Source organism: Sphingobacterium sp. (genome assembly GCF_032065005.1).
GTDB lineage: Bacteria > Bacteroidota > Bacteroidia > Sphingobacteriales > Sphingobacteriaceae > Sphingobacterium.
Genome location: NZ_DAMBMM010000002.1, coordinates 419,841 through 443,477 on the forward strand (window position 1 = coordinate 419,841; position 23,637 = coordinate 443,477).

18 protein-coding genes and 1 pseudogene are annotated in these 23,637 nt (G+C 50.6%); 1 reads left to right on the top strand and 18 read right to left on the bottom strand.

All coding sequences use genetic code 11. The features are described from left to right. Positions 1 to 282: 282 nt before the first annotated feature. The 11 genes and pseudogenes from RT138_RS04550 to RT138_RS04595 form a co-directional block, all read right to left on the bottom strand. On the bottom strand, positions 283 to 537 hold the full coding sequence (locus RT138_RS04550; protein WP_313189741.1) for a hypothetical protein: 255 nt from the start codon (positions 535 to 537) through the stop codon (positions 283 to 285). A 24-nt stretch (positions 538 to 561) separates the two neighbouring features. Then, a complete protein-coding gene (locus tag RT138_RS04555) occupies positions 562 to 2,721 on the bottom strand; it encodes a mechanosensitive ion channel family protein (protein ID WP_313189742.1) in 2,160 nt (719 codons plus the stop codon). An 814-nt stretch (positions 2,722 to 3,535) separates the two neighbouring features. Continuing rightward, complete coding sequence (locus tag RT138_RS04560; protein WP_313189743.1) at positions 3,536 to 4,381, bottom strand: hypothetical protein; 846 nt, start codon at positions 4,379 to 4,381, stop codon at positions 3,536 to 3,538. Between the two features lie 86 nt (positions 4,382 to 4,467). Next, the gene (locus RT138_RS04565; RefSeq protein ID WP_313189744.1) at positions 4,468 to 6,090 is read right to left on the bottom strand and encodes an ABC transporter ATP-binding protein; all 1,623 of its coding nucleotides are present in this window, start codon (positions 6,088 to 6,090) and stop codon (positions 4,468 to 4,470) included. Further along, a complete protein-coding gene (locus tag RT138_RS04570; protein WP_313189745.1) occupies positions 6,090 to 7,199 on the bottom strand; it encodes a nucleotidyltransferase family protein in 1,110 nt (369 codons plus the stop codon). Before RT138_RS04570 ends, RT138_RS04565 begins: the two co-directional genes overlap by 1 nt. After that, a complete protein-coding gene (locus RT138_RS04575) occupies positions 7,196 to 7,465 on the bottom strand; it encodes a PqqD family protein (RefSeq protein WP_313189746.1) in 270 nt (89 codons plus the stop codon). The genes RT138_RS04570 and RT138_RS04575 overlap by 4 nt, the downstream gene beginning before the upstream one ends. Next, on the bottom strand, positions 7,462 to 7,914 hold the full coding sequence (locus RT138_RS04580; protein WP_313189747.1) for a S24/S26 family peptidase: 453 nt from the start codon (positions 7,912 to 7,914) through the stop codon (positions 7,462 to 7,464). Before RT138_RS04580 ends, RT138_RS04575 begins: the two co-directional genes overlap by 4 nt. 92 nt (positions 7,915 to 8,006) lie before the next feature. After that, a complete protein-coding gene (locus RT138_RS04585) occupies positions 8,007 to 8,834 on the bottom strand; it encodes a hypothetical protein (protein WP_313189748.1) in 828 nt (275 codons plus the stop codon). Positions 8,835 to 8,981: 147 nt separating this feature from the next. Continuing rightward, positions 8,982 to 9,887 (bottom strand): annotated as a pseudogene (locus RT138_RS18860) (fimbrillin family protein); the annotation flags it as partial. Positions 9,888 to 9,922: 35 nt separating this feature from the next. Beyond that, positions 9,923 to 10,048, bottom strand: coding sequence for a hypothetical protein (locus RT138_RS04590; protein WP_313189749.1), 126 nt, complete (start codon positions 10,046 to 10,048; stop codon positions 9,923 to 9,925). 269 nt (positions 10,049 to 10,317) lie between these two features. Beyond that, positions 10,318 to 12,735, bottom strand: a complete 2,418-nt coding sequence (locus RT138_RS04595) for a polysaccharide biosynthesis tyrosine autokinase (RefSeq protein ID WP_313189750.1) — start codon at positions 12,733 to 12,735, stop codon at positions 10,318 to 10,320. A gap of 169 nt (positions 12,736 to 12,904) precedes the next feature. Between RT138_RS04595 and RT138_RS04600 the strand changes: the two genes are divergently transcribed. Then, positions 12,905 to 14,797 carry an acyltransferase family protein gene (locus RT138_RS04600; protein ID WP_313189751.1) on the top strand — a complete coding sequence of 631 codons (1,893 nt, stop codon included), beginning with the start codon at positions 12,905 to 12,907 and terminating at the stop codon, positions 14,795 to 14,797. A gap of 285 nt (positions 14,798 to 15,082) precedes the next feature. Here RT138_RS04600 and RT138_RS04605 read toward each other — a convergent pair whose 3' ends face one another. The 7 genes from RT138_RS04605 to RT138_RS04635 all read right to left on the bottom strand — a co-directional run bounded on the left by RT138_RS04605 (position 15,083) and on the right by RT138_RS04635 (position 23,474). Further along, on the bottom strand, positions 15,083 to 15,607 hold the full coding sequence (locus RT138_RS04605) for a hypothetical protein (RefSeq protein ID WP_313189752.1): 525 nt from the start codon (positions 15,605 to 15,607) through the stop codon (positions 15,083 to 15,085). Then, the gene (locus RT138_RS04610) at positions 15,604 to 16,128 is read right to left on the bottom strand and encodes a hypothetical protein (protein ID WP_313189753.1); all 525 of its coding nucleotides are present in this window, start codon (positions 16,126 to 16,128) and stop codon (positions 15,604 to 15,606) included. Before RT138_RS04610 ends, RT138_RS04605 begins: the two co-directional genes overlap by 4 nt. A gap of 5 nt (positions 16,129 to 16,133) precedes the next feature. Continuing rightward, positions 16,134 to 18,851, bottom strand: coding sequence for a hypothetical protein (locus tag RT138_RS04615; protein WP_313189754.1), 2,718 nt, complete (start codon positions 18,849 to 18,851; stop codon positions 16,134 to 16,136). A gap of 28 nt (positions 18,852 to 18,879) precedes the next feature. Continuing rightward, positions 18,880 to 19,668 carry a hypothetical protein gene (locus RT138_RS04620; RefSeq protein ID WP_313189755.1) on the bottom strand — a complete coding sequence of 263 codons (789 nt, stop codon included), beginning with the start codon at positions 19,666 to 19,668 and terminating at the stop codon, positions 18,880 to 18,882. Between the two features lie 87 nt (positions 19,669 to 19,755). Then, positions 19,756 to 20,325 (bottom strand): hypothetical protein, encoded by a 570-nt coding sequence (locus RT138_RS04625; protein WP_313189756.1) that lies wholly within the window; start codon positions 20,323 to 20,325, stop codon positions 19,756 to 19,758. A gap of 544 nt (positions 20,326 to 20,869) precedes the next feature. After that, positions 20,870 to 21,022, bottom strand: a complete 153-nt coding sequence (locus RT138_RS04630) for a hypothetical protein (RefSeq protein ID WP_313189757.1) — start codon at positions 21,020 to 21,022, stop codon at positions 20,870 to 20,872. Positions 21,023 to 21,338: 316 nt separating this feature from the next. Next, a complete protein-coding gene (locus RT138_RS04635; protein ID WP_313189758.1) occupies positions 21,339 to 23,474 on the bottom strand; it encodes a catalase in 2,136 nt (711 codons plus the stop codon). Between the last annotated feature and the right edge of the window lie 163 nt (positions 23,475 to 23,637).

Sequence of the window (23,637 nt, forward strand, 5' to 3'; positions counted from 1 at the left end):
TCGGAAGTATACTCGCTGAAGAATTGATACAGGTTTACAACTACAAACACCCATAACCCTAAGTCAAACTGTCTGAAAAACAAGGAGAAACACATTATATTTTGAACTCGCCTGGATGCCAGTCCTAAAAAAGGAAGGTTACAGTGTTAAGCGAAAATGCCGTATTCCTGTGCAAATATTGTTGTTCGCTGAATAATTCTTCAAGCATAATAGTTCTGCTTTCCTTTCTCTCTTAAAATTATATATTATGACCTATAGACGTCTTTCGTTGTAGAGATCTGCTTAACCACTGGTCAGAAACTTAATAAGCTTTCCAGTATGCATGTTTCTAAAAGTTAACATAAGGGGCGTTTCTTTAATGCTCAAGTCATCAAAATCGCAGTCTTGTTTATAATAGTCATGTATCTTTCTCATGGCTTCTTCCACTACCTGTCCATCAGGGCAGCGCATAAAAATTTCTTCGTGAAAAACGTCTGTAGTTTCACCTTGCATCTGCCGTATAATTAGTATTTCTCTTGGACGTATTGCTTCTTCCATAACAATTGTTGTCTTAGGTTTGTATTAATTAATTGAGGAAATCTTTATGTTATTTGTGCGAGCCGCATCTTTTATGGCTTCAAGGTAGCGTCCCCTAACGACTTCTATCTCATCGCTCTGAATACTTACCTGAACGGACAGCAGATATCGTTGGGATTCGATCTCAACGGTTGTAACCCGGACAGGAGCATCGTTACCCACTTCCGGCTGAGCTTTTGCCAGCGTTATCAGTTCTTTCTTCCACTCATCAATTTCAATAGGCTCCTCTACAAAGAGGGAGAGATTAAGGAATGTTCCATAGTTATCTTTTGTCCAATTAACAAGTCTGCCTGAAAGAAGATCTCCATTGGGAATAACGACGCGCGCACCACTATCGACATGCAGCGTGCTCGAACGTATGCCAATCTGTGTAACCTGTCCCTTTTTATCGCCTAATTCCACGTAATCTCCCAATTTAAAGGGCTTCTCGAAAATGAGAATAATTCCGGAGACAAAGTTATTGACGATATTTTGTAATCCTAAGCCTATCCCTACACTAAGCGCTCCAACGATTACCGTAAGCTTATCGACCCCCAACCCGAGCAAGCTGAGCGCGAATAACAAACCTATGATCACAACCAATAGTCTTAAAAGGGGCAACAAAGTCACTACAGCCCCGCGGTGACCAGTATTCGACCCTGCGAAAAATGCTCCAAGTGAGCGCTGTATTTTATTCGCCAGCCAAACAACAATCGCTGCTGTAAAGAAATCACCATATTCTATCTTTAAGCCTCCGAGACTAAACTGCTTTTGCAAAAAATCGCGAAAATGCCGCAAAGCCTCTGCAGAGAGATGGAGATTCGCTAATAATACTACTGTAACCAATCCTAGGCAGCAAAATAAAATCAGCCTATCGAGGCTTCGATAAACTTTGTGAGGATTGAGTTTAGCAATAAAAGACTCTGGCTTTGCCTGCTCTAACTTTGATGTCAAATCATGGAGCAACATATCACGGAATGTTCTCAAAGATAGCGCGTGCACGACACCCAATGTTGCTGTCAGGCTGGCGATACGGGCAATATTTAGATAACCAAACACATTAAAAAGGACACTTATCAGGTGACAGCCAATCAGTACCCAAACAATATAGGCAGGAAGAAAGCCAATCGGATTGTCGCTATCTGTTTTCTTTCCCAGATTCCATAATAGGATAATACCCACAACATTCGCTGCTATAGCACTACCTTGGATGAAAACCCCCTCATGCAAAATTAAATTGGTAAAAATTAACAGAAGGTAGTAAATGAATAATACATTCATTACATTCCTTTTAAACCTAGACAATTTAGCATATAGCAGCATATACATAATACCAAAGGCCAATAAAAAAATCAGTTCTAGGGTCCATATCGGCAGAGTTGGGTAAGACAATGGAAAAAGCACCAAAAAAAACATGAGTGTCTTGAGTATAGGAATATAGAGAGGTTGGTTTTTGTGCAGCGGCAAGGAGTCGTTTTCCTCTCGTGTACGACCTAGCTTGTAAATGATATAGAAATAGAGACCGCTAATCAACAGCAGAAGAAATTGTCCATGCCAAGCTGCAATAGAAAGAAAAGGCATACTAAATCCATCCTTCGCCAAATTCTTATCAGCTACCTTTTTCAATCGTGGAATCCACCTTTCGGAGTTCGAACCACTCGTGCCCTTGGCGAGGATTTCGGCGCGTAACTTTTTGGCTAAGAGAAGTTGGTGCTCTACTTCCTTCATTAAATTACGAGTCTGGTTAAGCATTGACTCCAGGGTATCTCTAATTCTTGGTCGAGTCATTGCTGAATCTTGAAGTTCGAGCTGAGGAACACCTATTGTGTCGGTAACTATACCATTTTGTAAAGATTTCGAGATCGTGCTATGGTAAACATTCAGTTCCTGATAGAGATTTTCCAAATCGGCAAGGACAATGTCTATTTCGTGCAGTTGGGGTGTTAATCTTTCCCAGGCCTGCTCCCGTTTTATACTATCCAATCTGTTCTCGCGTGTTTCAAGGAAGCCCTGCAAATCAACGTAATTACCCTGTGCATGACCAGTATCCGCAGAAAAAACAGAATCCCTCTCTTGTCCCTTCAACCCGTGGGCGAAAGAGCTAAAAAGAATAATAGAGATCAAAACCTTCACAATAGGGTGAGGAACACCAACAAAAATCACCATAGTTTTAATTTACATTACTATTGAACAAAAAAGGTCCTTCATAACGGGAGTTAACACATTTTTCTGCCCTTTTGAAAGTGTGCTTTATATATTAAACAATAAAAACCAAAATTGTTCGATTAGAAAGGCAATGAGCTATTGGTACCGCAAAATTACCAGGGCCTACAAACCAGCAATTTGCTATAAAAGAATGCGAAAAACCAATAACTGAAAACGCCAGGAAACGAGATTATATCATGGTTTCTTGCCACTTTAATATGAATATTCTGTGGTTGGGCTTAGACATGAGTTATGTTCAATTTATATTTGGAATCGATAGGTCGAAAATAAAATTATGGCAATAAAATCATATTAAATACGACAATGCTAAAATTTGTTAAAAAAGCTTGAACTAGCTCTTTTTTCGCCGCCGTGTCCTTTCCCATTTTCTAACGACCAACGTTAGCAGGGTCGAGGTTCAGCAACTTTGGAAATACAATAGGAACCAAATGGTAAATATCGATTGAATTAGTTTCTAAATCAAAGTCACTTTTATTTCATTGTGGAGATAAGTTCTACAGGATTATTCCATTAACCTTTTAAAGACTATAACGGATAGTTAGCATCATCAGAATTTATGAAATGAGATTAGTAATTCAATGCTTTGCCATTTTCATGCAATCCGAACGGGAACAAAAATTTATAAATCCATAATTATATTTACTACAGCCACATTGAAACCAAACATTTAAATCGGAATTTCATAATATTGTTTTGCTGTGAAATATTTCCGTCCTAGTCTACTATGGGTTTTAAGGTTCGATCTGCTACCGACCTATTTTCTGCAGGAATCCCTGATCGCACCAAAATGTAGCTCAACTGCCGCCCTTTCCGGTAGGTTTACCAGTTCCCCGACCGGAACGCATTCAATGAGCTTGCCCAGCACTCCGACCATCCGTGAATAGATCGTTTCATCCCACCTGATCCCCGAACCGCTTGGAAGAAGTGCGACAAGCGCATCCGTCCCCTTTTTTTGTGAGAATTCGTTCACGGGTCCTTGGATTAGCCTGGTAATGCCCGCAAGCCTTGCCCTCTGGTTGAGGTAGCAGTCCTTCTTACCGCTCCAGGGTGTCCCATATATGTAAATGGAACCGTCCTCAAATGCCCTTACTGCCGGGTTATCGTCGTTTAGCAGCTCACATCCATCGACATGATCCATCCAGAGCTCACTGTGCGTGCTCTTACCCGTACCGCTCTTGCCCAGGAAAGCATAGGCCATTTCGCCTACCTTTACTGCCGAGGCATGCAGGAGCAGTGTATCGCACTTTACGCAAGCCTGGCCGAAGGCTATCATGATCAACCAGCTAAGTTTATTGGTGGTGTAGAGCTCGGAAGCCTGTATGCTAACCGTGGACACAGAGAAATCCATGGAGCTCTCCATGGTCCATTTCCTTTCACCGTCGTCTGAAAGGATGCTTGTAAGGTAGGACTCAGGTGCCCTTTCAAGGACAAACCTTTCGTCCAAGATGTAATCGACATCGTTAAGTTTCTCCAATCCCTCCATATCACGCTGCTGCGGGGAATCGGAGACCTCAATGTCAATAAGGGTCCCCTCCCCAGCCGTGGAGTTGGCCAGAAATGGCCTAAAGCTCGGAAGGGTCCTGCCAAGATCGACATTCATGTTCCAATGGATCCGGACCAGGTGGTCGGCAATCCTAAAATATTGGCATGGAGTAATAGATGACATTCCTTTACTTTTTTAGTTAATCAAATATAGATCTTTTGTGCGCAAAGTTCCGCTAGGGACTGATCATGTGTTACAAAGATGACCACCTTGTCCGAACCAGCTTTCAGGAGGTTCCTCATGACCGCCTCTGCGGTTCTCCTGTCGAGCGATGAGGTGACCTCATCGAATAACCAGACCATTGAGTCCTGCAGAAGGGCCCTGGCAATCCCGATCCTTTGCGCCTGTCCCTCGGACAGGGAATATCCACCCTCACCCACCTGGGTAAGTAGACCTTGGGGAAGGTCGTGAACAAATTCCGCACATGCCGTCCTTAAAGCTTCTTCCAGCCTTTCCTCCGTCAGTTCCTTACCCATTCCTATCAGGTTGTAGAGTACGGTTCCCGATAGGAGTTTGTCGCCCTGGGGGACAAATGCTATTTTTTCACGGTAATCGGGGGACATGTCGATCGGCCCGGAATCGGTGAGGAGCAAAACTTGGCCGGAAATTGGGCGATGGAGGCCCATCAGGATCCTCAAAAGAGTCGATTTACCCTTGCCGCTCGGTCCCAGGATCGATGTTGGCACGCCTTTGCTGAAAATGTAGGACCTTCCGCTCAGCACGGACTTTTCCCCGTACCCATATTCCACCCGCGAGATTTCCATCCCCTTGACCTCAGCTCCCGTTTGGGATCCTATTGCCGGAACCTCCTGGGGGACCGAAAGGGCTTGGGTCACCCTTTCCATTGCGGTGCGAGAGCGGACCATTAATGGAATGAGAGCCAACAGGGAGACGAAAGGTCCCTGGATCCGTCCAACAAGCTGCAAAAAAGCGGTCATCGTACCAAAGGAAATTGCTCCCTGCTGCAGCTTAAAGAGCCCCCAGGTAAACGTAAGGAGGTAACCGATCTGAAGGAACGTGCCAAGGATCCCCCGGGAGCGGGTCGAAAAGTTCAGGAGTGCCATTCTTTGGCCGAATATAGCGCCGTTTTCCTGCTGAAGCATTTCCCATCGTTCAGTCTGTCTGTTGAGTTGGCGAATGAAGAGCCTGCTCCGGAAGTTTTCCTGCATGAGGTTGCCCAGTCTCCCTTCACTTTCCTTCAGGGAGCTGTTCAGCCTCCTGAGATTCCGGAAATAGGCCCGGGAAAGCAGTCCCAACGGAAGGAGGAACAGGATTATCAGGCTAAGCTGGGGGTCGAGGTTCCCCAGGAGGGCCAAGGCCGCAGCTATCCGGATCGCCGTGAGAAGGGCAGAGATCCAGGAGTTACCTAGCAATTGGACGGTTTCCTGGGCATTCGATCCCGCCCGCACCAACAGGTCGCCCGAGTCCATTTCCCCGACGCTGTCGATCCTGGAGTGGAGCTGGGCCCTGGTGATCCTGGACTGCAGGTCCATGAACATCCTTGCCCGGGTCCTTTCATTTAGCTTCCCTGCCTCCAGGTTGCACCAGAATGCAAGGAGCAGGGAGCCGCTGAGTACAGCAATGCTTGGCAGCAGCTCCTGTGATCCTGACCTAACAGCCATGTCAACCGCATCCCTGGAGGCCCAGACGAACACAAGGCCCAGCGCAAGCGAGGCAATTTCCAAAAGGAAGAACCCCAATAGCTCAGAGCGGTAAGTCCCGCAGAACTTCCATGCCCAAAGCATATCCCCTTTCTGTCCTGCCATTACCTGAATACCTTGTTGTAAAGGTGCACCACTGGAAAACACGCCGATTCAGCGGGTGCCAGGGGATAGAACCTCCTGAAATTTTCCAAAAGCCTGTTACTCCTGTTTATCCTGCCACCAGGTCTTTCTATGTCCGGATTTTCAGGATCGTAAAAACCGAAATTGCCGGTACGAAGGATATACTCCTTCATCCATTCGACATCCTGGTCGCCCTCGATCCCAAAGGGAAGGTCCTCCAATTTAAGGCCGAGCAGCTCCACCAGTACCCTATGGAAGGCATGTGCCCACCTGAGTATCCCCAACCGCCCATAGATGAGCCTTAGCTCATTGCCGTCATAATGGCCGCTGAAGCGGTGGTAGAGCCTGGCTGAATCGCATAGCTGTCTCAGGCCGATCCCATAGGTCACCTGGTGCTTTAGGATGTGGGCATTGACCTGGATGATGTTGAGCATCGGTGAGGGTATCTCGATGGATTCCCCAGCGATGTCGACCCAGAGGTTCTCCTTCTGGAGCTCACCCACCAGGCCTTCGGCATATCGCGAAATCAAGGGGTTCCTCAGTTGGACCAACTTGCGGTGGTGCTCGATCTCGATCCCCTGGAATGTATATCCCGAGCTGTAACGTGTATGGAGACTGAACGATGGACAGGTGCTCGAAACCAAGCCGTTGGCCCTGATAAAGCCCTCTCTTTCGGGAAAGAACCAGTCAATGTCGCCCATGTGGCGGATTTCAGGTTTCTCATAGTACAGGGAGACCCCGTGGCCTTTCTGCAGGACGGACCTGATGCCGTTTTCTCTGAACATCCATCCCTGGTAGGCGATGACCTTTTTCATCTGGATGTCCCGCTCTTCCATGCGCTGTAACCTTACGGCCCATTTGAGCACCAGTTCATGTGGAGGGAGGAGATCTGCGGGGAGCGTTGCAATCGCATCGGCTATGTGCCCCTCAACGGTCTGTTGGAAGGAAAGTGTGAATATCTCCCGCCAGTCCTGCCTGTCAAGGCCCTCAAAGCAAGAAGGGATGGCAGCCCTGTTCCACAGGGAAGACCGAAGGGCTTCAAGGAAGGCGAGCCTCACCCTCGGGCCGATCTGGGGCTTACCGCCCTTCATGGCAGGATCAGGTTTTGGGCCCTGAAGCTGGTCAGTATCTTGTCCCCGTCGATGTAAGCGGTCCTTGGATCAAGCTGGTATTCCTCGATCAAGAGCCTGGCCACGTCCTCGGTGGTAAATTCCTTCCCCTTTAGTTCGTCCCACAGCCATGCTGCTGTCCAGTTCAGCGAATAGACGTTGGAAAGGTCAGTTGTTCCCTTCCCCGGTTCAACGATCAGGTATTCCCCCCCGATCTTTCTCAAAGTGAGATCATTTCTTAGTTTCATCTTCTTAAAATTTTTGCAATCGAATATTTGGCCCAACGTGCCGGCCTCATCATGAACCACAGGATGCCCCGGATCCTCTGTTCGGCACCTGCAGCTGAAACCTGCTTGCCTTTGCTCTCAAAGCGGGTGACCCTTGCCATCACGTCATCACAGGAAACCTTCTCGATCCTGAACAGGTTGTTGTCCCCGGCCAGGTAGAGCTGGGTCCGGTTCCTGAAGACCAGCCTGTGAAGGATGAAGAGCCCTTTCCACTTGACAAGCAGTATATCGCCCGTACGGAGTTCACTGTACTTGGCGGCCTCCAGCCATATCGCGTCCCCCTGACGGAGGAAGGGAAGCATGCTGAAGCCCTTGAGCGTGAACTTGACCTGCTGTCCGCTCTCGAGGAATTCCTGGGCAATCTGGAAAAAATCGGCATTTTCGAGGATAAGATTTTCTGTTTTTCTCATGTGACATTGGATTTCCTGGGACATTAAAGGAAAGAGCGGCCGCATTATCGGGGCCGCTCTGTTCCTGGGCTCAACCCATTATCATTTCTATCTTAGTTCCTCACACATCTGACGTTCTTCATCGTCGTGCTAAGAACGTCTATGTTAAGGGCCGATACGCCGTTCAGCAGTTCCGCGGTCTTCTGCGCAGTCACGAATTCACTGCCAAGTAATGGGTCAACCGTAGCTCCCAGGTATCCCCAGGTGCCCGTGCCTACAAGGCCCAACAGGTTCAGGACCTGTTCGTTGGTCCAAAGGGCCGTAAGGTTACCGTAGCTGTCCAACAGTGGCACCCCAAGGTTGATCGCTGTCTGTCCTACAAGGCTGACAGAAAGGTCGTTCAGGCCAAGTCCCAACAGACCGCCGCCTTGCCCGATCTCTGTCAGTACGGCAACGTTGTTGATCTGGCCGTTATAGTAGAACCTTAGCTTGTTAGATGTGCTGTTTGCGTTGCCGAAAGCGTTGGATCCGCTTGTAGGGGCTCCTGAATTGGCTCCCAGGGTATACTCCACGTAGTTGGCACCGCGTACGGCATTCGGAGCGTCTGTCCCGCCAAGTAGTCCGCCAAGGATGTTACCAAGGAGGTTGGTAAGCAGTCCCTGACCGTTTACCATATTGTTGAAATCGGTATTGCGGGGCTGTCTCCAGGTACCCTCAGGGTATACAAGGGCACATGGGTCCCCACTGGTCGAGGTAGTGGCAAAGGTGCCCGCTACCGTTCCCCCGAATCCGAAATAACCGTCTGCGCGTGATCCCTGGGCGTTGTTGGCATAGAAGGCATAGTTCCTACCACCGCCATTGTTGCCCCTATAGTACAGGTTGGACCTTGCCCATCTCACGGTATTGCCTCCATATGATGTTACCAGGGGCGATTCAATCACGTTCAGCAACAGGTGGCTGCTCTTGCCCACCTCCGGAGTGATACCTGATGTGAACTCGGCACCGTTTGCGAAATATGTCCGGTTTGTCGTAACCACGGCGCCCGAAGCCCCTTGGTCCACATGCTGGATGGTGAGGTTCTGGACGTTGACCGTGATGTTCTGCTGTGCAGAGGAGGCCGTATAGACATATGCGATCTTGGCATCTTCATGATCAGGGTCCACGTTCTGGAAGTCAGCATAGCTAAGCACCGGTTCATAGCTGGCGCCCGGTGTGATCGATCCGTCCATCAGGTCTATCGATCCCGCGGCAAGGCTCAGCCCGGTGACAGTCACTGTCGGACTCCCCGTTATCTCACCGAATATACCGATAGTGTTGAGTTCGATGCCTATGCGCGAGAGGGCATGGTCAAATGTTATGGCCAGGTTAGGATCGGTGGCGATACTTAGGTTCCCACTGGCAAACAGCAAATCCGTGTCCTGAGGGATTTCCAGGCTACCGGCCGACGGGGACAGCGAAGGTGCCGTATTTTCGCTGTTGTGCGATACGGCTACCCATCTGTAGGATTTGGTAGCGTCAAGGCCATCGATGGTCCCCGAGGTGCCCGCCGAAAGTTCCTTTGATGCAACCAGGTTCGCGCCCTCGTAGATGTATACTACGTACTTGATGCCCTGGTCCATTTCAGCAGCGGCCCTTGCCCCGGTTCCTGAGAACTTTCCACGGCTGGCCGGGACAACGACCGACCGGGACTGCTTTGCCGGCAGTGAATTTCCTACCGATAACGCCAAATCCACGTCAGGGAACTGGTAAAGCTTGGCATCTGCAGCCTCAGCGGTTGAACCGGCCCTTCCCTTATGGGAAGCAGACGCCTTGGCGCCCGGCTGGCCCGCCTGCTGGCTTTCGTTGATGCCTGCAACCGAGATGGTCAGTTTTTGACCTTTTGTGTCAACTATTTCTGTTTTGTTTTCCTTTGAACAGCTTGTGATAAGCGTAGCTGGTAGCGCGAGCATTGCCATGGCCAACACCCAGTTTGCGCGTTGAAGTCTAATTTTCATGCTTTTAGATTTTTAGTTTGATTGATTACATGAAATTAGTTGCCTTCCCAGTTTCCGGTCTCTGTGGGACCGCCCGTCCAGTCATTGACAGAAGGAGTGGGGCCTGCCGTAGTCGATGCTCCGGCAATGCCCTGCTCCAATTCTACTACGAGCACCTTCATCTGCGGCGCTTCGTAAACTTGATTTTCCTTTTTTTTCATATGAACACTTTTTTGGTTAAAATTTCTGTTTTTGATCTATTTCATTCTCTTTGATTCAATGTCCGTCCCTGGCCGTCACTTTAGTTACCGGGAGCTCCACACGTGCTTTTATGGTGTTTTTTAGATTCGATTAATAATTTTTTTACTGGCTTTCAGCCTTTAGAAGGACTATCCGCTGAACAATAGCTAAACAACAATGTTAATTAAAAGTTTTATTAATTTAAAATTTTTCAGGGAAGATTTCTTCTTTTGAAAAGTTTTTGGACAGCTACGGCTAATACCCTAAATGACCGTGCCATCTTTCCTCCCACTTTCCCTTCCTGTGCGCCGTAACCGTAGCCGTAGCCGTAACCGTATCCGTACCCGCTCTTGAGTTCCACATCGTTGAGCAGCATCCCCATGTTCTTCAATTTGCCCTTTTCGTACAGGTCCCTTGCTACCTCAGTGAGCCTCCTGTCAAGGAAACCTGCCCGGCTCACGAAAACGGTCAGGTCCGCAAATTCGCTGATAAGGACCGTGTCCGCCACAAGGCTGACTGGGGCGGTATCCACCACCAGGTAGTCGTAATTTTCCCGGCCGTAATCAACGATCCCGCGAAAGTTGCCGTTCATCAGCAGTTCGGCAGGATTCGGGGCGATGTAACCCGAATATATCACGTCGAAAGGGAATCCCTTGGGTCTTTCGATCACCAGTGATGAGACGCTTATCCGGGGATCCACAAGGTATTGCGTGATTCCCGGTTGGATATGTTTCAGGTGTTCGATCCCCAGGTATTCCAGGACCTTCGGCGACCTTATGTCCGCGCCCACCAGCAGTACCTTCTTCCCAGACTGTGCAATGATGCTAGCAAGGTTCGTTGATATGAAGGACTTGCCCTCTCCGGCAACCGTACTGGTCACGTAGAGCACAGCCCCCCCTGGGTACTTGCGGGGTCCGAGCATAAAGGCTATGTTGGTGCGCAGGATCCGCAGCGACTCGGCCAGCGGTGTCCTGGAGTGGTCCTTCACTATGCCCTCCTTACCCTTGGGCACCTCTCCGAGGATAGGTGCACCCACCAGTTGCTCCAGTTCTTTCTTGTTCCTCAGTTTGTTGTCCAGCATGAACCTCACGTACAGGAGGCCTACAGGGACGCCGAGCCCAAGCAAGAGGCCCGCTAACAGGACATATGCCCTTTTAGGGGAAACGGGAACGCCATAGCCGTAGGCAAAGTCGACGACCTTCAGGTTGGCCGGCGCGGCCGAGGCATTTATCGCGTTCTGCTCCTTCTTCTCCATCAGGAAAAGGTACATGGATTCCACCACGTTCTGCTGGCGGAAAATCTCCTGGTACCCCTTTTCCTGCTCGGGGATATTCCCCAGGGTCTCCGATAGGCCATTTTGCTGGGCTTCCAGCACCCTCACCTTTTCCCTCAGGCCTACGCCATAATTTTCCAGGGAGGCATGCAGGCTCCCCTTGAGCATATCGATGTTCTCATCCAGCCGGAGAACCGTGGGGCTCTGGTCCGTTGCGGAACGCAGCAGGTCGGCCCTCTCCAGGACAAGGTCGTTGTAAACCTTTACCGCCCTTTCGACCGAAGCGTCTTCCAGCCCTATGTTAGAGGGTAGCAGTCCCCTTTGGTCCGCACCCGAACTATTCCTTAGCAGATCGGCCAGGTAGAGCTGCGTCCTGTAATCTGCCAGCTTCTTCTCAAGATCAGAGGCATCGCGCATCGTCATTTCCCTTTGGGCCTTAATGTCTGCAAGGCTGTTCTGTTGCTTGAAGGAAGCGATCCTGGAATCCACTGACCTCAGTTCCCTGCCTATCAGCTCCAACCTGGAATCTATGAAACTGGAAGTGTTCCTGAACACGGTTTCCTTGTCCTTGCTCCGGTCCATATCGTAATGTTCGATAAGTGAATTTATGATCCTTACGCCTTTCTCCGGGGAGCTGCTTTCCACAGAGAGCCTGATGGCAAATGACTGTTCCTTGGAGTTCGATTCGACCGAGACGATGTTCTGGAGCAAACTGACCTCAAGATCCACGGGACGGTACTGGATACGTATCACCCCCGTCCAGCCATTTGCGCCGCCACGGTCAAGCAGCCCCAGGGGGCCTATCGGACTGGAAAGCCTCTCCCCCTGCCTATATGGTCTCTTTGGGCCGTACTCGTCCCAGACTTCCAGCCCTTCAGTTGACCTCTTTACCCAGAGGTCATGGACAGAGCTGTCCAGGCGTGGGTGCCTGGGCTCAATTAGAACCAACCTTACGGGCGAGAGATCCCTGAGGACCTCACTCTCCCTGATCTTCCCCTGTACGTAGTAACCGATATTGAGTTCATGGGATTCCACGACCTTGCGCAACAGTCTCCTGGACCGGAGGATCTGGGTCTGGTCGTTCACATAGGCGGCCGAGGACGAGGTCCTGCCCGCAAGGTTGGCAAGTTCTGCCAGCCCTGCCATCTCCCCACCGGCCTGTTTCTCGTCCTGCAGGATGACAATGCCCTGGGCAAAGTAGGTCTTTGGTGCATACCTGAGGTACAATAGCGAAAGTACCAGGCTCAGAAAGAGAAAGGCAGAAATGAATTTCCAGAAATGGAGGTACAGGTCCAGCTGCTGTTTAAGCGATACGGGACCGGCCCCTACAGATTTTGGTCCGGCAGAGTTTTCCATCTTAGAGTTATGACACTTGGTAATATCTTAATCCTACGCAATAATACGCGTAAAATTCCGTCTTTTAATGGCTTTTCTGTATTTTTTTTGAAAGATCTGAACCTTTGTCCTGACAGGGCGACAAATATTGTGCGGTATGTGCTATATTAGTTGACTTAACCAAGTGATCATGGAACACACCACCCATAAAAGAAGGGCCGACCTGGACTTTCTGCGGAGCATGGCCATCATTTTCGTCCTCGGCTACCACTTACGGTGGCCCGCCCTGCAGAACGGGTTTATCGGTGTTGACGTCTTCTTTGTCCTCTCGGGCTACCTGATGGGCAAAATCGTCGCCCCCCCGATTGCCTCGGGCACCTTCTCCTTCCGCCGGTTCTACCTGAAGAGGGCCGAAAGGATCCTTCTTCCCCTTCTTGCCCTTGTCATTTCTTTTCTCCTGTTGGTCTGCACCCTACTGGGGATCAAGGCCTATGACTACGCCAAGGACGCAACATCCAGCATACTGTTTGTTTCCAATGTATACTATTACCTGCAATCGGGCTACTTCAGTCCCAAAGGGGAACTGAATTTCATGCTGCACACCTGGTCGCTGTCCCTGGAGATGCAGTACTACCTCATCTTGCCGGTGGTCCTGGCAATGGCCAACAGGTTGGGACAGGGCAGGATGACCTCGGCATGCGCGAGCCTTGCCCTGGCCTGCCTTTCCTACCTGGCCATGGTGTACCTGGGCCAAAGGGACCAATCGTTTGCTTTCTACATGCTGCCGGCAAGGTTCTGGGAATTTATGGCCGGTGTCCTGGTATGGGCGATAACGGGTTCCATTAAGGATACCGGGACGAGGAAAAAGAAGGAACGGTTGCTGCGATCGACGGTGTTCTATGTGGCAGTCTGCGTCCTACTGCTGTGCGCATCCGGCACTATACCCCTGGCCAGCTTTCAGTGGCCCGGTTCGGGCACGCTGCTTGTGGTGGCGTGCAGCGCGACCGCAATCGCCATCGACCATGGGTCGGCCCTGGTGAAGTGGAAGGTTTTCGGTGAGCTGGCAAAAAGATCCTATGCGCTCTACCTCTGGCACTGGCCGATGATCGTGCTCTTCCGTTATTTTGGTGTGGAAACGGGGGACTGGCATTCCCTTTACATACTGTCGATAAGCTTCGCCATGGCCTGCCTGAGCTATTCGTTGGTAGAAAGGCGGTATGGTACCACGGGAGCCGGACTGCCCCGAAGGGCCATGGTGATGGTGATCTTGGGAACCTTCTCCATTGCGATGTGCCTGACCGCGGGAGCGCTATTCCGACGCCATGGGGAACTTTCTTCCTTTATGTACGGATACCACGCGGACCATGCACCGGAACAGTTCGGTTTCGATATCTCGCACATCCGGTACAACCAGGATACGGCCTCCTTCAGGTCCATACAGGACCTGGCATTTGACCCGGAAAGGCCCAACTACCTCCTTATCGGGGATTGCTACGCCGCTATGTTCTCAGCCACACTCCGCCGTGCAGCAGAACAGAGGGGTGTCAACCTGATCCAGCTCACCGCTGACGATACCTTCCCCACCCCCGAGAGCCCATCGGACTATACCGGGCCCGGGGATTTCATGAGGGGTGCCTTTTCCGGGTTCATCCCTTCCAACAGGGACCGCATCCAGGGAATAATCATCATGGCAAACTATTCGGCATATGGCCGCTCGCAGCTGGGACGTTACATCGAACGGAACAGGCTTTTCTTCACTCGGCTCGGCATCCCCATCACGTATATCGGTCAGGTCGAGGGCTACCGGATCGAGGCGCCTGTTGCAGCGTGGATGCACCAAAGGTACGGGATCCCTCCGGAAAGGTACGTCCGCAACGATCGCCGCAGGGCCGGAGACTTCGTAAGGAACGCTGCCGGGAAGGAAAGATACATCGACATTCTTGCGCACTCGGGCACGAGGTTCTCCGATGGAAGGTCCGTGATGCTATACGATACCGAGCACTACAGCACCTATGGAACCGAGCAGTTCATGGATCTCCTCAAGGGGGCATTTTCACGTGCAGTCCACAAGGAAAAAAAATAGGGCCCCGATCAGGAGATCGGGGCCCATTAACCAAGTGTTCATAATCCTCTAAGGAAAATGATTTCCAAATATAGCTACACGGCAAAAAAAAATCACATTGCATTTCAATTTTTATAGCCGTTTAACTACAATTAACAATTCTTTTTGAAACAACCAACCATACCGAACTGTTAACTAGGAAATTAGGAAGAACGGCTTAGAACTGACCTGTAACAGGGGGCAGTGCTAGGGCAGGGAAAAAGAAGTGCTTACCATCCCTGCCAGGTGCCAGCAGGGATTACGCTCCTAGGTCGGACCGATCGTAAAGACGACCTTGGCCTGATAGTTTCCCGTCGGGAGCGTGACGGAAACCCCGCTCAGCCTTAACTGGACGGGTATGTTGCTATAGGAGGCAAGGGCGAGCACGGCCTGGATTATGAAGAGCTCCGTGTCTACGGAAGTAACCTGTTGATAGGCAGTTCCACCGGAAATGGCACAAAGCAGGCAGAGGGTGGAGCCGTCCCCGGTCCGTCTTGCAGATAGGTTGAGGTCCCCATGCCAATTGGGGTTCGGTTCATACCGTACGGAGACCCTTCCACTGGCCAGAAGAAGGGGGACCCTGACATTCAAGAGGACCTGGTCAGGGGCGCTCTGGTAGGACCCCAGATAATCCCCTCCGGCCTCTACTATCGGTTCAGGGGCCACGTTCCATGTGGACCCCGAGACCGTTATGCTCCTTTGGGCCTTGGCCAAAGGAGCGAGCAAAAGCAACAGGGGAAGAAAGAGCAGCCTAAGGATCGTGTTGCGTTCTATTGGATTGAACTTCATCATTCAAGTATCGTAAAATTAATTATTATGCTGGTTGCCGGAAGCTTCCTCAGCACTGAATAGTCGCTTGAAGAAATCGTAAACAGGAGCTGGTGACCGGAATTGGCGCCATTGCCAGTAGAGGCGCCACGGATACCGCTGAGGATCACCACGGGCGTGGTCCCCAGTACCACCTGCCCGCTTGGTATCCCCAGCACGCCGCGACCCTGGACAGCCGTTCCAGTAAGGAGGCTGAGTTCCACCCCTTCCAGGGTCTGGCTTATGGAAACCGAGATGCTCCTGCTATTGCCTGCGGGGGAAACGGCCGAGGTGTAGTTCAGCCATTTTGATCCATTGGCCCTCGGAGGTGTAATGGGCAGACCGGCCTGGACCGGGGCCAGAAACTCCATTGAAATGTTGCCCGGTGGCTCCACGTCGACCAATGCGACTGGAGGGAGTGCTATCCCCATGCCTACCGAACCCGTAGTCTGGCTGAGGCAGGCCATGGCACCTCCCATCAGCAAAGTGAGCAAAAAAGTCTTCATGTATCTCATTTCTTTTCCTCCTTGATATGACCGATCTCTATGGACTCTGCCTGCTGCCGTATTTCAAACTCCTTCCTTGTGATCCGGAACGTCAACTGGGATTCCGTACCCGGGGCAAGATCCATCTCAATGTGGTCCCTGTCCATTCTGTACTCTTTGGAGAGATCTCCCAGGTAGGCCCTGACCGTCCATTTCCCGGGCCTTAGGTAACTGAAATCGAAAGCTTCACCGATACCGCACCTTTTCCTGTAGACCTCCGAACCGTTGGAAGCCTCTATGATGATTCCTCCGGTCCGTGGAGGCTTACCCGTCCTCTCCCCAACTGTGCCGGCGCTCTGAGGTCTTTCCAGGCTGAACTTTCCAGAGATCCTGGCCGCACGCGTCATCCCAAAGTCAAATGTTCTCTCGCTGTCCTCCGAGATGTTCAGCCGAACGGGCAAAGGTACGTCCGGAATGTCGCCCAGTGGAATCCCCGACCTATCGATCTCCAGGATATGGTCTCCAGGAACGACGTTCTTGAAAGAAAAGGCACCGTTCTGATCAGTGACCGAGATATTGTCCGCAAGGTTAAGTCTTATTCCCTCGATACTCCCCACCCCAAGGTTCCGGACACTCCCCCTGAGGGAGGAATATCTGGCCAGCTTCCTTATAGGGATGCCCAGTTTCATCGTATATCGCAGCGAAAAGATAAAGTCCCTGTTTCCCAGGCTCCCCCGCTGGATCATATACCTGCCCGATAGGTCGAACGAATGGCTCTCACCGACCCTCTGGTTGACACCGAGCTCAAATTGGCTCCTGTCCCGGAAATAATCCTCGGGCATATAGTTGTTCTGGTAGAACAGGTTTACCGATGTCCTTGGGGAGAGCCTGCTTATGGCCCTCCCTCCGTAATATAGCTGGCGCTGGTCCCTCTCTGTGTACCTGGAGGTCCTTGCCAGGCTCCCAAAGAGACTGAATAGCGTATTTAAGCGATCGATGCTCAGGTTGGCCGTGAAGTAGTTCGAGCTGCCGGTGAAGGCCGTGATATGGTTCCTGGTCTTTCCGAATTGGGACTCCAGGTTGACGTGGAGATCGCTAATGACCTGTTCAAGGGAAATCCTTACGAACAGCTCGTCATAATTGAACTGTTGGGGTACCAGGCGGTCCCTGTACCTCTGATACCCATTGAAGAACATGATGCTGCCGTCCTTGTGGTAACGAAAGTTAAGGCCGTACTGCATGGTATTCCTGAATGGTGCGGCATAGAGCAGGGTATCCCGGTGGAAGTTCCTGGCATCTCGGTGGACGCTCCCCAGGATCTCCACCCTCTTCAGGAGAAGGTACCTCAGGTTACCGTTGAGCATGGTGGTATTGTTGTAATAGCCGGCATAGGTCGGGCTTGCCCCAACAAGGTCCAGACCGGCCTGCAGGCCGGACCGGTTTAGATTGGCGCGCAGACGGTATCCCGTCCCCCAGTCCAGACCGCTGCGGCTAACCGACAGCTCACCCAATATACCCACGTCCCTGAACAGCCTTGTTTGGCCCATGATGTATGGCAGGTGTGCCGGCCGGCCTGACAGATATGGGGAACCAGGGCCGGTACCGGTTCCCTGCGAGGGAACCTTGTACAGGTAGCCCGCGGTGAACCGGGTGATCGAATCCAGCCTCAGGGTCGTTCGCAGACCGTACTCCCGGTCAATGTCCCGATAGAACCTTGGCCTATTATAGAACCCTCCCACGGACAGCCTTCCCACATCGAACCTGATCTCCGCTCCCCTGCCGTACCGGGCATATTCCGTTAACATGGAGGAAGAGAAGACCTTGTCCCCAAGGTGGACAAACAGGTTTTTCCTGGAATAGTTTACATAGTATTCCTCATAGCGCGAAAATGTATTGAACTGGATGGGATTTTTGGTAACGGCGCGGAATTCAAGTTCGTCCTTGCCTCCTTTGCTCAACCTGCCCCTGCCATGGACCTCGCCCTGTAGGCCCGTCTCCTTCACTCCCCGGTCATTCATCCCCAGGAGGGAGAGCGAGCCCGAAATCGGGAACCTCTGGTAGATGTCGTCCTTCTTGGGACGGACCGGGATGACCGATACCACATGGTTGAATATATATGGGGCTGCGGAGGTATCAGCCGTAAAGACAGATAGGTCCAGGTTATGGGTCTGTACACTTCCCAGGCCGGGGTCCGTCTGATGGTACAGCCCAACGCTGACTTCCTCCCCTGGTGAAAGCGAAAGGACGTGCATGTTCCCCTGGATGTGGCCACGGCTCCTGAGCGAGAGAACCTCTGGAGCGTTTCCCAGGTTCTTTATCACAACCTGCTGACGCATGGGCTCCCCTGCTCGTACGTAGACCAAGGGATCCAGCGGTCGGATAGAAAGCTCACGGATGCTTGAGATGCGGATCTTGGCAACATGGTCCCTGAGATATCCATCCGATTCGTCAACGGTCGAGACCGTCAGGACCTTCTCCCCCGGAGATGTACCCGGATGGACGACCAGCGGGACGATAAGCACGGCACTGTCCCCGGCCTGCAGAACCAGGCGGTCAGTGGGGAGAACCGCACGTACAAGACTGTCGGAGCTATGGACCCGAACATGGAACGACCTGCTCTGGGAAGAGGCGTTTCTGATGAGGAAGGGTACCGAACTTGCGGACCCCGGCCTGAGCTCACCCCGGTCTTCCGACTGGATCACACCCTGGGCCCTTGAAGGGACGGCATAGATGCAGAGCACCATAAGGAACAGTTTGCAGATTCCATTCATCCTAAATTTCTAGTTCCACCTGGATTGAAAAAACATTGTGCTCCCGGTCCGAAGCGTAAAGAACTGCCTTATACCTGCCCGGGGGCAGCTTGCCCGCATCAATGGAATAGGTCTTGGAAGTCCCGGGAAGCAGGCCGAGTTCCTGGCCATGCAGATGTGAGACCTTTTCGGCATTACGTGCATCGAAGAGTTCAATGGAGGTCCGCGGCCTGCAATAGACTTTCCCCGAATTTGCAAGGGCCACGTTCAAAAAGGCCTGATCTCCCTTTCGGGACACATCTATCCGCTTAAAGACAAGTTCGGGTCGCAGACCCTCCGTGGCAAAGTCCGTGATGACCTGGATGGCATACCTGACGACCGAGGTTATCTGGACACCGCCGCTGCCATTGGGCTCCATGTGGTCGACGGGCTCAACGATGATGGTGCTCCAGTAGCTCCCGCCCTGGCTCACACTGTCCGGGACCCGGATCTCATAGAATACCTCCGTCCTTTCCCTTTCCTTGAGGTTTAGCAGACCGCTCTGCAGGTCGATCCAGTGCGAATTGGACCCCTGGTTGCTCGATGGGGGCAAATATAGGATGGTCCCGTCATATTGATAGGTAAGATCCTGGAGGTAGAGCTTAACTGACTGCGGCCGTGAACCGGTGTTCTGCAGTTCGATCTTTCCCCTGTAGACGTTTCCCTTCTGGGTCCGGTAGCTATGGGTAAGGCCATTTAATATGACGATCCCTGCATGCAGCTCTGCGCTCAACAGGAATAACAGCGTCAATATAAGGACGTTTCTGGTCATTTTCTGTAAATTTTGGGGTACTAGGAAAGGGGCACAATTCCCCCAAGGAGAATAGGTCCCTATCCTGTTCTGATTGAGTCTGGGCCTTTAGTTGTCCGAGATCGTGTAAGTAACCGTGGCGACCGTTGCCGCAGCTGCCTCCAGGTCCGCGTAACCGCCTTCGGAAGCCGATGGAGCGATAACATAGCTAAGGTTGTGGCCGTTGGAAACCCCGTCCCCGGTATATGCGCTCCCTATACCTGATATAACGGTCTGGTCGGCAGCCGTTAGGGTTAGCTGTGCAGATGGTGTGCCAAGGCTACCACCTCCAGAGCCCGTCGCACCCGCAGCGGTAAGCTGGATGTCGATCCCCGGAACAACCGCAGAGAGCCTAACTGAGACAGTCCTTGTAGCATCGGTTTCCGATTTTATCGAAGAATAGTTGAGCCAGAGCGAATTATTTGCGGCATCTGCAATTATGGGAAGACCCGCCTCCAGCGGTGCGGTGAAGCCCAGTACTATATTTTTGCTGGCCATGGGTTCGATGTCCACGATCGCAACCTCGGGAACACCGATCGTGATGGTGTGGAAGTCGGCATTGGTGTCCTGGGAATGGGCGTTCAAGGAGGCCATCAGTATAATGGCAACCAAATAACTTTTTAAGGGGATATTTTTCATGATTCACTTGGTTTATGAGAGAATATCCCTAATTTATGAATTATTTTCCACATTCCGCTTTTTATGGGAATAACCCCCCTAAGTTGGTAGGGAATGAAATGATGTTCTGCAGTGTATGTGGACCCAATGAGAAAAAATCGTCAAGAAACTGGAAATATTGGTAAATTAGGGCATTGCAGTAGCTCTGCAAATACCGTCCCGTGGTGATGGTCGCTTTGGGAGGGACACATGAATTTTACAAACATCGACAATGGGATGCGAAGGACGTACAGTTTTTTATTTTTTAGTATTACTGTTCTGGATATTTTTTATCTATTACCTTGTCAGGGCAATAAGAACATTATTGACGGCAAAGGACAGATTGGCACCTTTTCAATTCACGAGGACGGACTGGTATAATGCCATTGCTGTATTCCTTGGCTGTTCTATTGTGTGCGCATTGTTGATCATGGTAGCGGCAAGATATGTCGCCAACGGGCTACCCCCTTCCTATTACCTCTTCACGATTCCTCTCTCACTGGTATCGGTATTGATTCACAAAATCTTAAATTGACACATTAACCGTTAAGTTTCCGATCATTCCATTGGTATTTACTTCGGAGAATTGGATTTCCTTGTGAAACACACCGATTTTTAAATAGATATAAGCAGAGCCCGCTGCTCCGCCCAAGTTAAAAATATAATGATAGTAGTTCATCGCTAATTGAGCAGACAGACGCTTTCTTTGGGCCGAACCCGCCTGAGATCAATATTCAATAAATGACACCACAGTACCGCCTACATCCAGTCCTAGCGTCTTATTCTTTATATAATCCACGCTATAGGGATCGGACACTGTTGGCCCACTGCAGCAAAAAATCCCCGGGACCATGAAGAACCGGGGAATAGGTCATCCTGAAATGACCATTAGTTATAAACGTAAATGTCTGTTATATTAACAATATTGCAATAGGATAGTTTTAATTAAAATTGACATTTTTTATAGATAATGGCATCCATTTGCATTTTCGCCTTTAGGCGGGAACCGAATTTCTCTCCTCACGCTCCCAAAAGCGATGCTGCATTAGGGCTTCAATGAACTCATCCAAGTCACCCGAGGTAACCACTCCCTTTTCCTCAGGGGGAATGGAAGGGAGTGCTTTTTTCAGAAATGCACTGCCGTTCTTATCAGTCCCGATTGGCTTACAGTGTTTAAATGCCTCTGCTACGAAATGAACAGCTTCTGCATTGTTACATAGGGAGCTTTCACACCCCCCGGCAACAAAGACAGCATCGAACATCACAGAGTCGGACGTAAGAAAGCTATGATCAATTGGGTACCTATCCCCGTTCTCGGTGGTCACAAATCCCAGTTTAGGGGCAACTATATTAACGATTGCATCCTTTTGGCAAAGCTTATGCTTAAATTCCGTAAACGTATGGTCAGCGGCACCGTCGGCAACCAGGATCGCGATCCTGCGGGATTTAATGTCCTTTGGTAGTTTCTCCGCCATGCTCAGGGCTGGTGAAGAATCGATGGGCAGTGGATTGCTGTAGGAGTGGTATTCGGCCAATTCCGCACCTGCAGGGATACTGTCAGTTATGGGTTGGGGAAGTTTCTCAGGATTAAGACCCAGATTCTCCCCAACGATCTTTGCGAGTCCCTCGCTTACCTCTAAGAGCATGTTTACCATTCTCTGGCGGATCGGTACAGTCTTGACTTTTCCAAGTTCAAACGAAAAAGCATCCTGCACATGTCTTTGCTCATGCCTACTCAGGCTATTGTAGAAAAGGGTTGCTTGGCTAAAATGGTCGAAAAAACTTTTGCTGCGTTTTCGCACCTTCGAAGCCTCCACTCGCTCCTCAAAAGAATTGAACCCGCCTTCTTTTATCATTGCCTGAAAAGGACATCCACCACCCAGGGTATTGGGATGATAGCTGGCCTTCCCTTTGTTCACCTGCATTCGGTGCATTCCATCTCGTTGGTTATTGGTGATTTCCTGAATGGGTCTGTTGATTGGAATTTCATGAAAATTTGGACCTCCGAGACGTGATATCTGTGTATCTGTATATGAAAATAGACGGCCTTGCAAAAGGGGGTCGTTTGTAAAATCGATTCCCGGTACAATATGTCCCGGATGGAAGGCAACTTGTTCTGTCTCTGCAAAGAAATTGTCAGGGTTACGGTTCAGCGTCATTTTACCGATGATCTCCACCGGCACCATTTCTTCAGGTATAATTTTTGTCGGGTCTAGGAGATCGAAAGGGAATTTATGTTCATCCTCCTGGGGTACAATCTGTACTCCTAATTCCCATTCCGGGAAATGGCCTGCCTCGATGGCCTCCCAAAGATCACGGCGATGGAAATCTGTGTCTTTTCCCGCAAGGCGCTGAGATTCATCCCATGCTAGGCCCAGTACTCCCTGTAAAGGTTTCCAGTGAAATTTCACAAAGTGTGAATGACCTTGCTCGTTAATGAACCTGAAAGTGTGGATACCGAACCCTTCCATTGTTCTAAGGCTTCGGGGTATGGCCCTGTCGCTCATCAGCCACATGATATTGTGCATCGCTTCGGGCATCAAGGAAATAAAGTCCCAGAATGTATCGTGGGCAGATGCCGCCTGAGGGATCTCATTGTCCGGTTCTGGTTTAACGGCATGTACTAGATCGGGAAATTTTATGGCGTCCTGGATGAAAAAGACCGGTGTGTTATTCCCTACCAGGTCATATATACCTTCCTGGGTGTAAAACTTCACGGCAAACCCCCGGATATCCCTTGGCATATCGGTCGAACCTCGGGAGCCCGCTACCGTTGAAAACCTGACAAAGACCGGGACCTTCACCGAGATGTCGTTGAAGAGCTTTGCCTTGGTATATTTTTGCATGGATTTGTACAATTGGAACTCTCCGTGGGCTCCGGAACCCCGAGCGTGCACGATCCTTTCCGGTATCCTCTCATGATCGAAGTGGGTGATCTTTTCCCTTAGGATAAAATCTTCCAATAGGGAAGGACCACGGTCCCCGGTTTTCAAAGAGTTGTTGTCATCGTTAATTTTGAGGCCTTGATTAGTGGTCAGGAACTCGCCCTGGGTATCTGTGGTATACCGGCCAAGCTGTTCCTGCTTAGGGTTGGCGCCATTTTCAAATGGCTCGTTTTCGTTGGGTTTCATGTTATCGTATTATTTTAAGGTAAGATGGAAAATCTGGACTATCTTTATCGTTGCTGCAAATAGATCCGGAGAAGCAATGTCCTCAGGTATTTGCGGATCCAGCATATTTGGATAGTCCCTGGTTTTGCTTTCTGTTAAAAAAGATTGCCCGCTTAATGCTTGG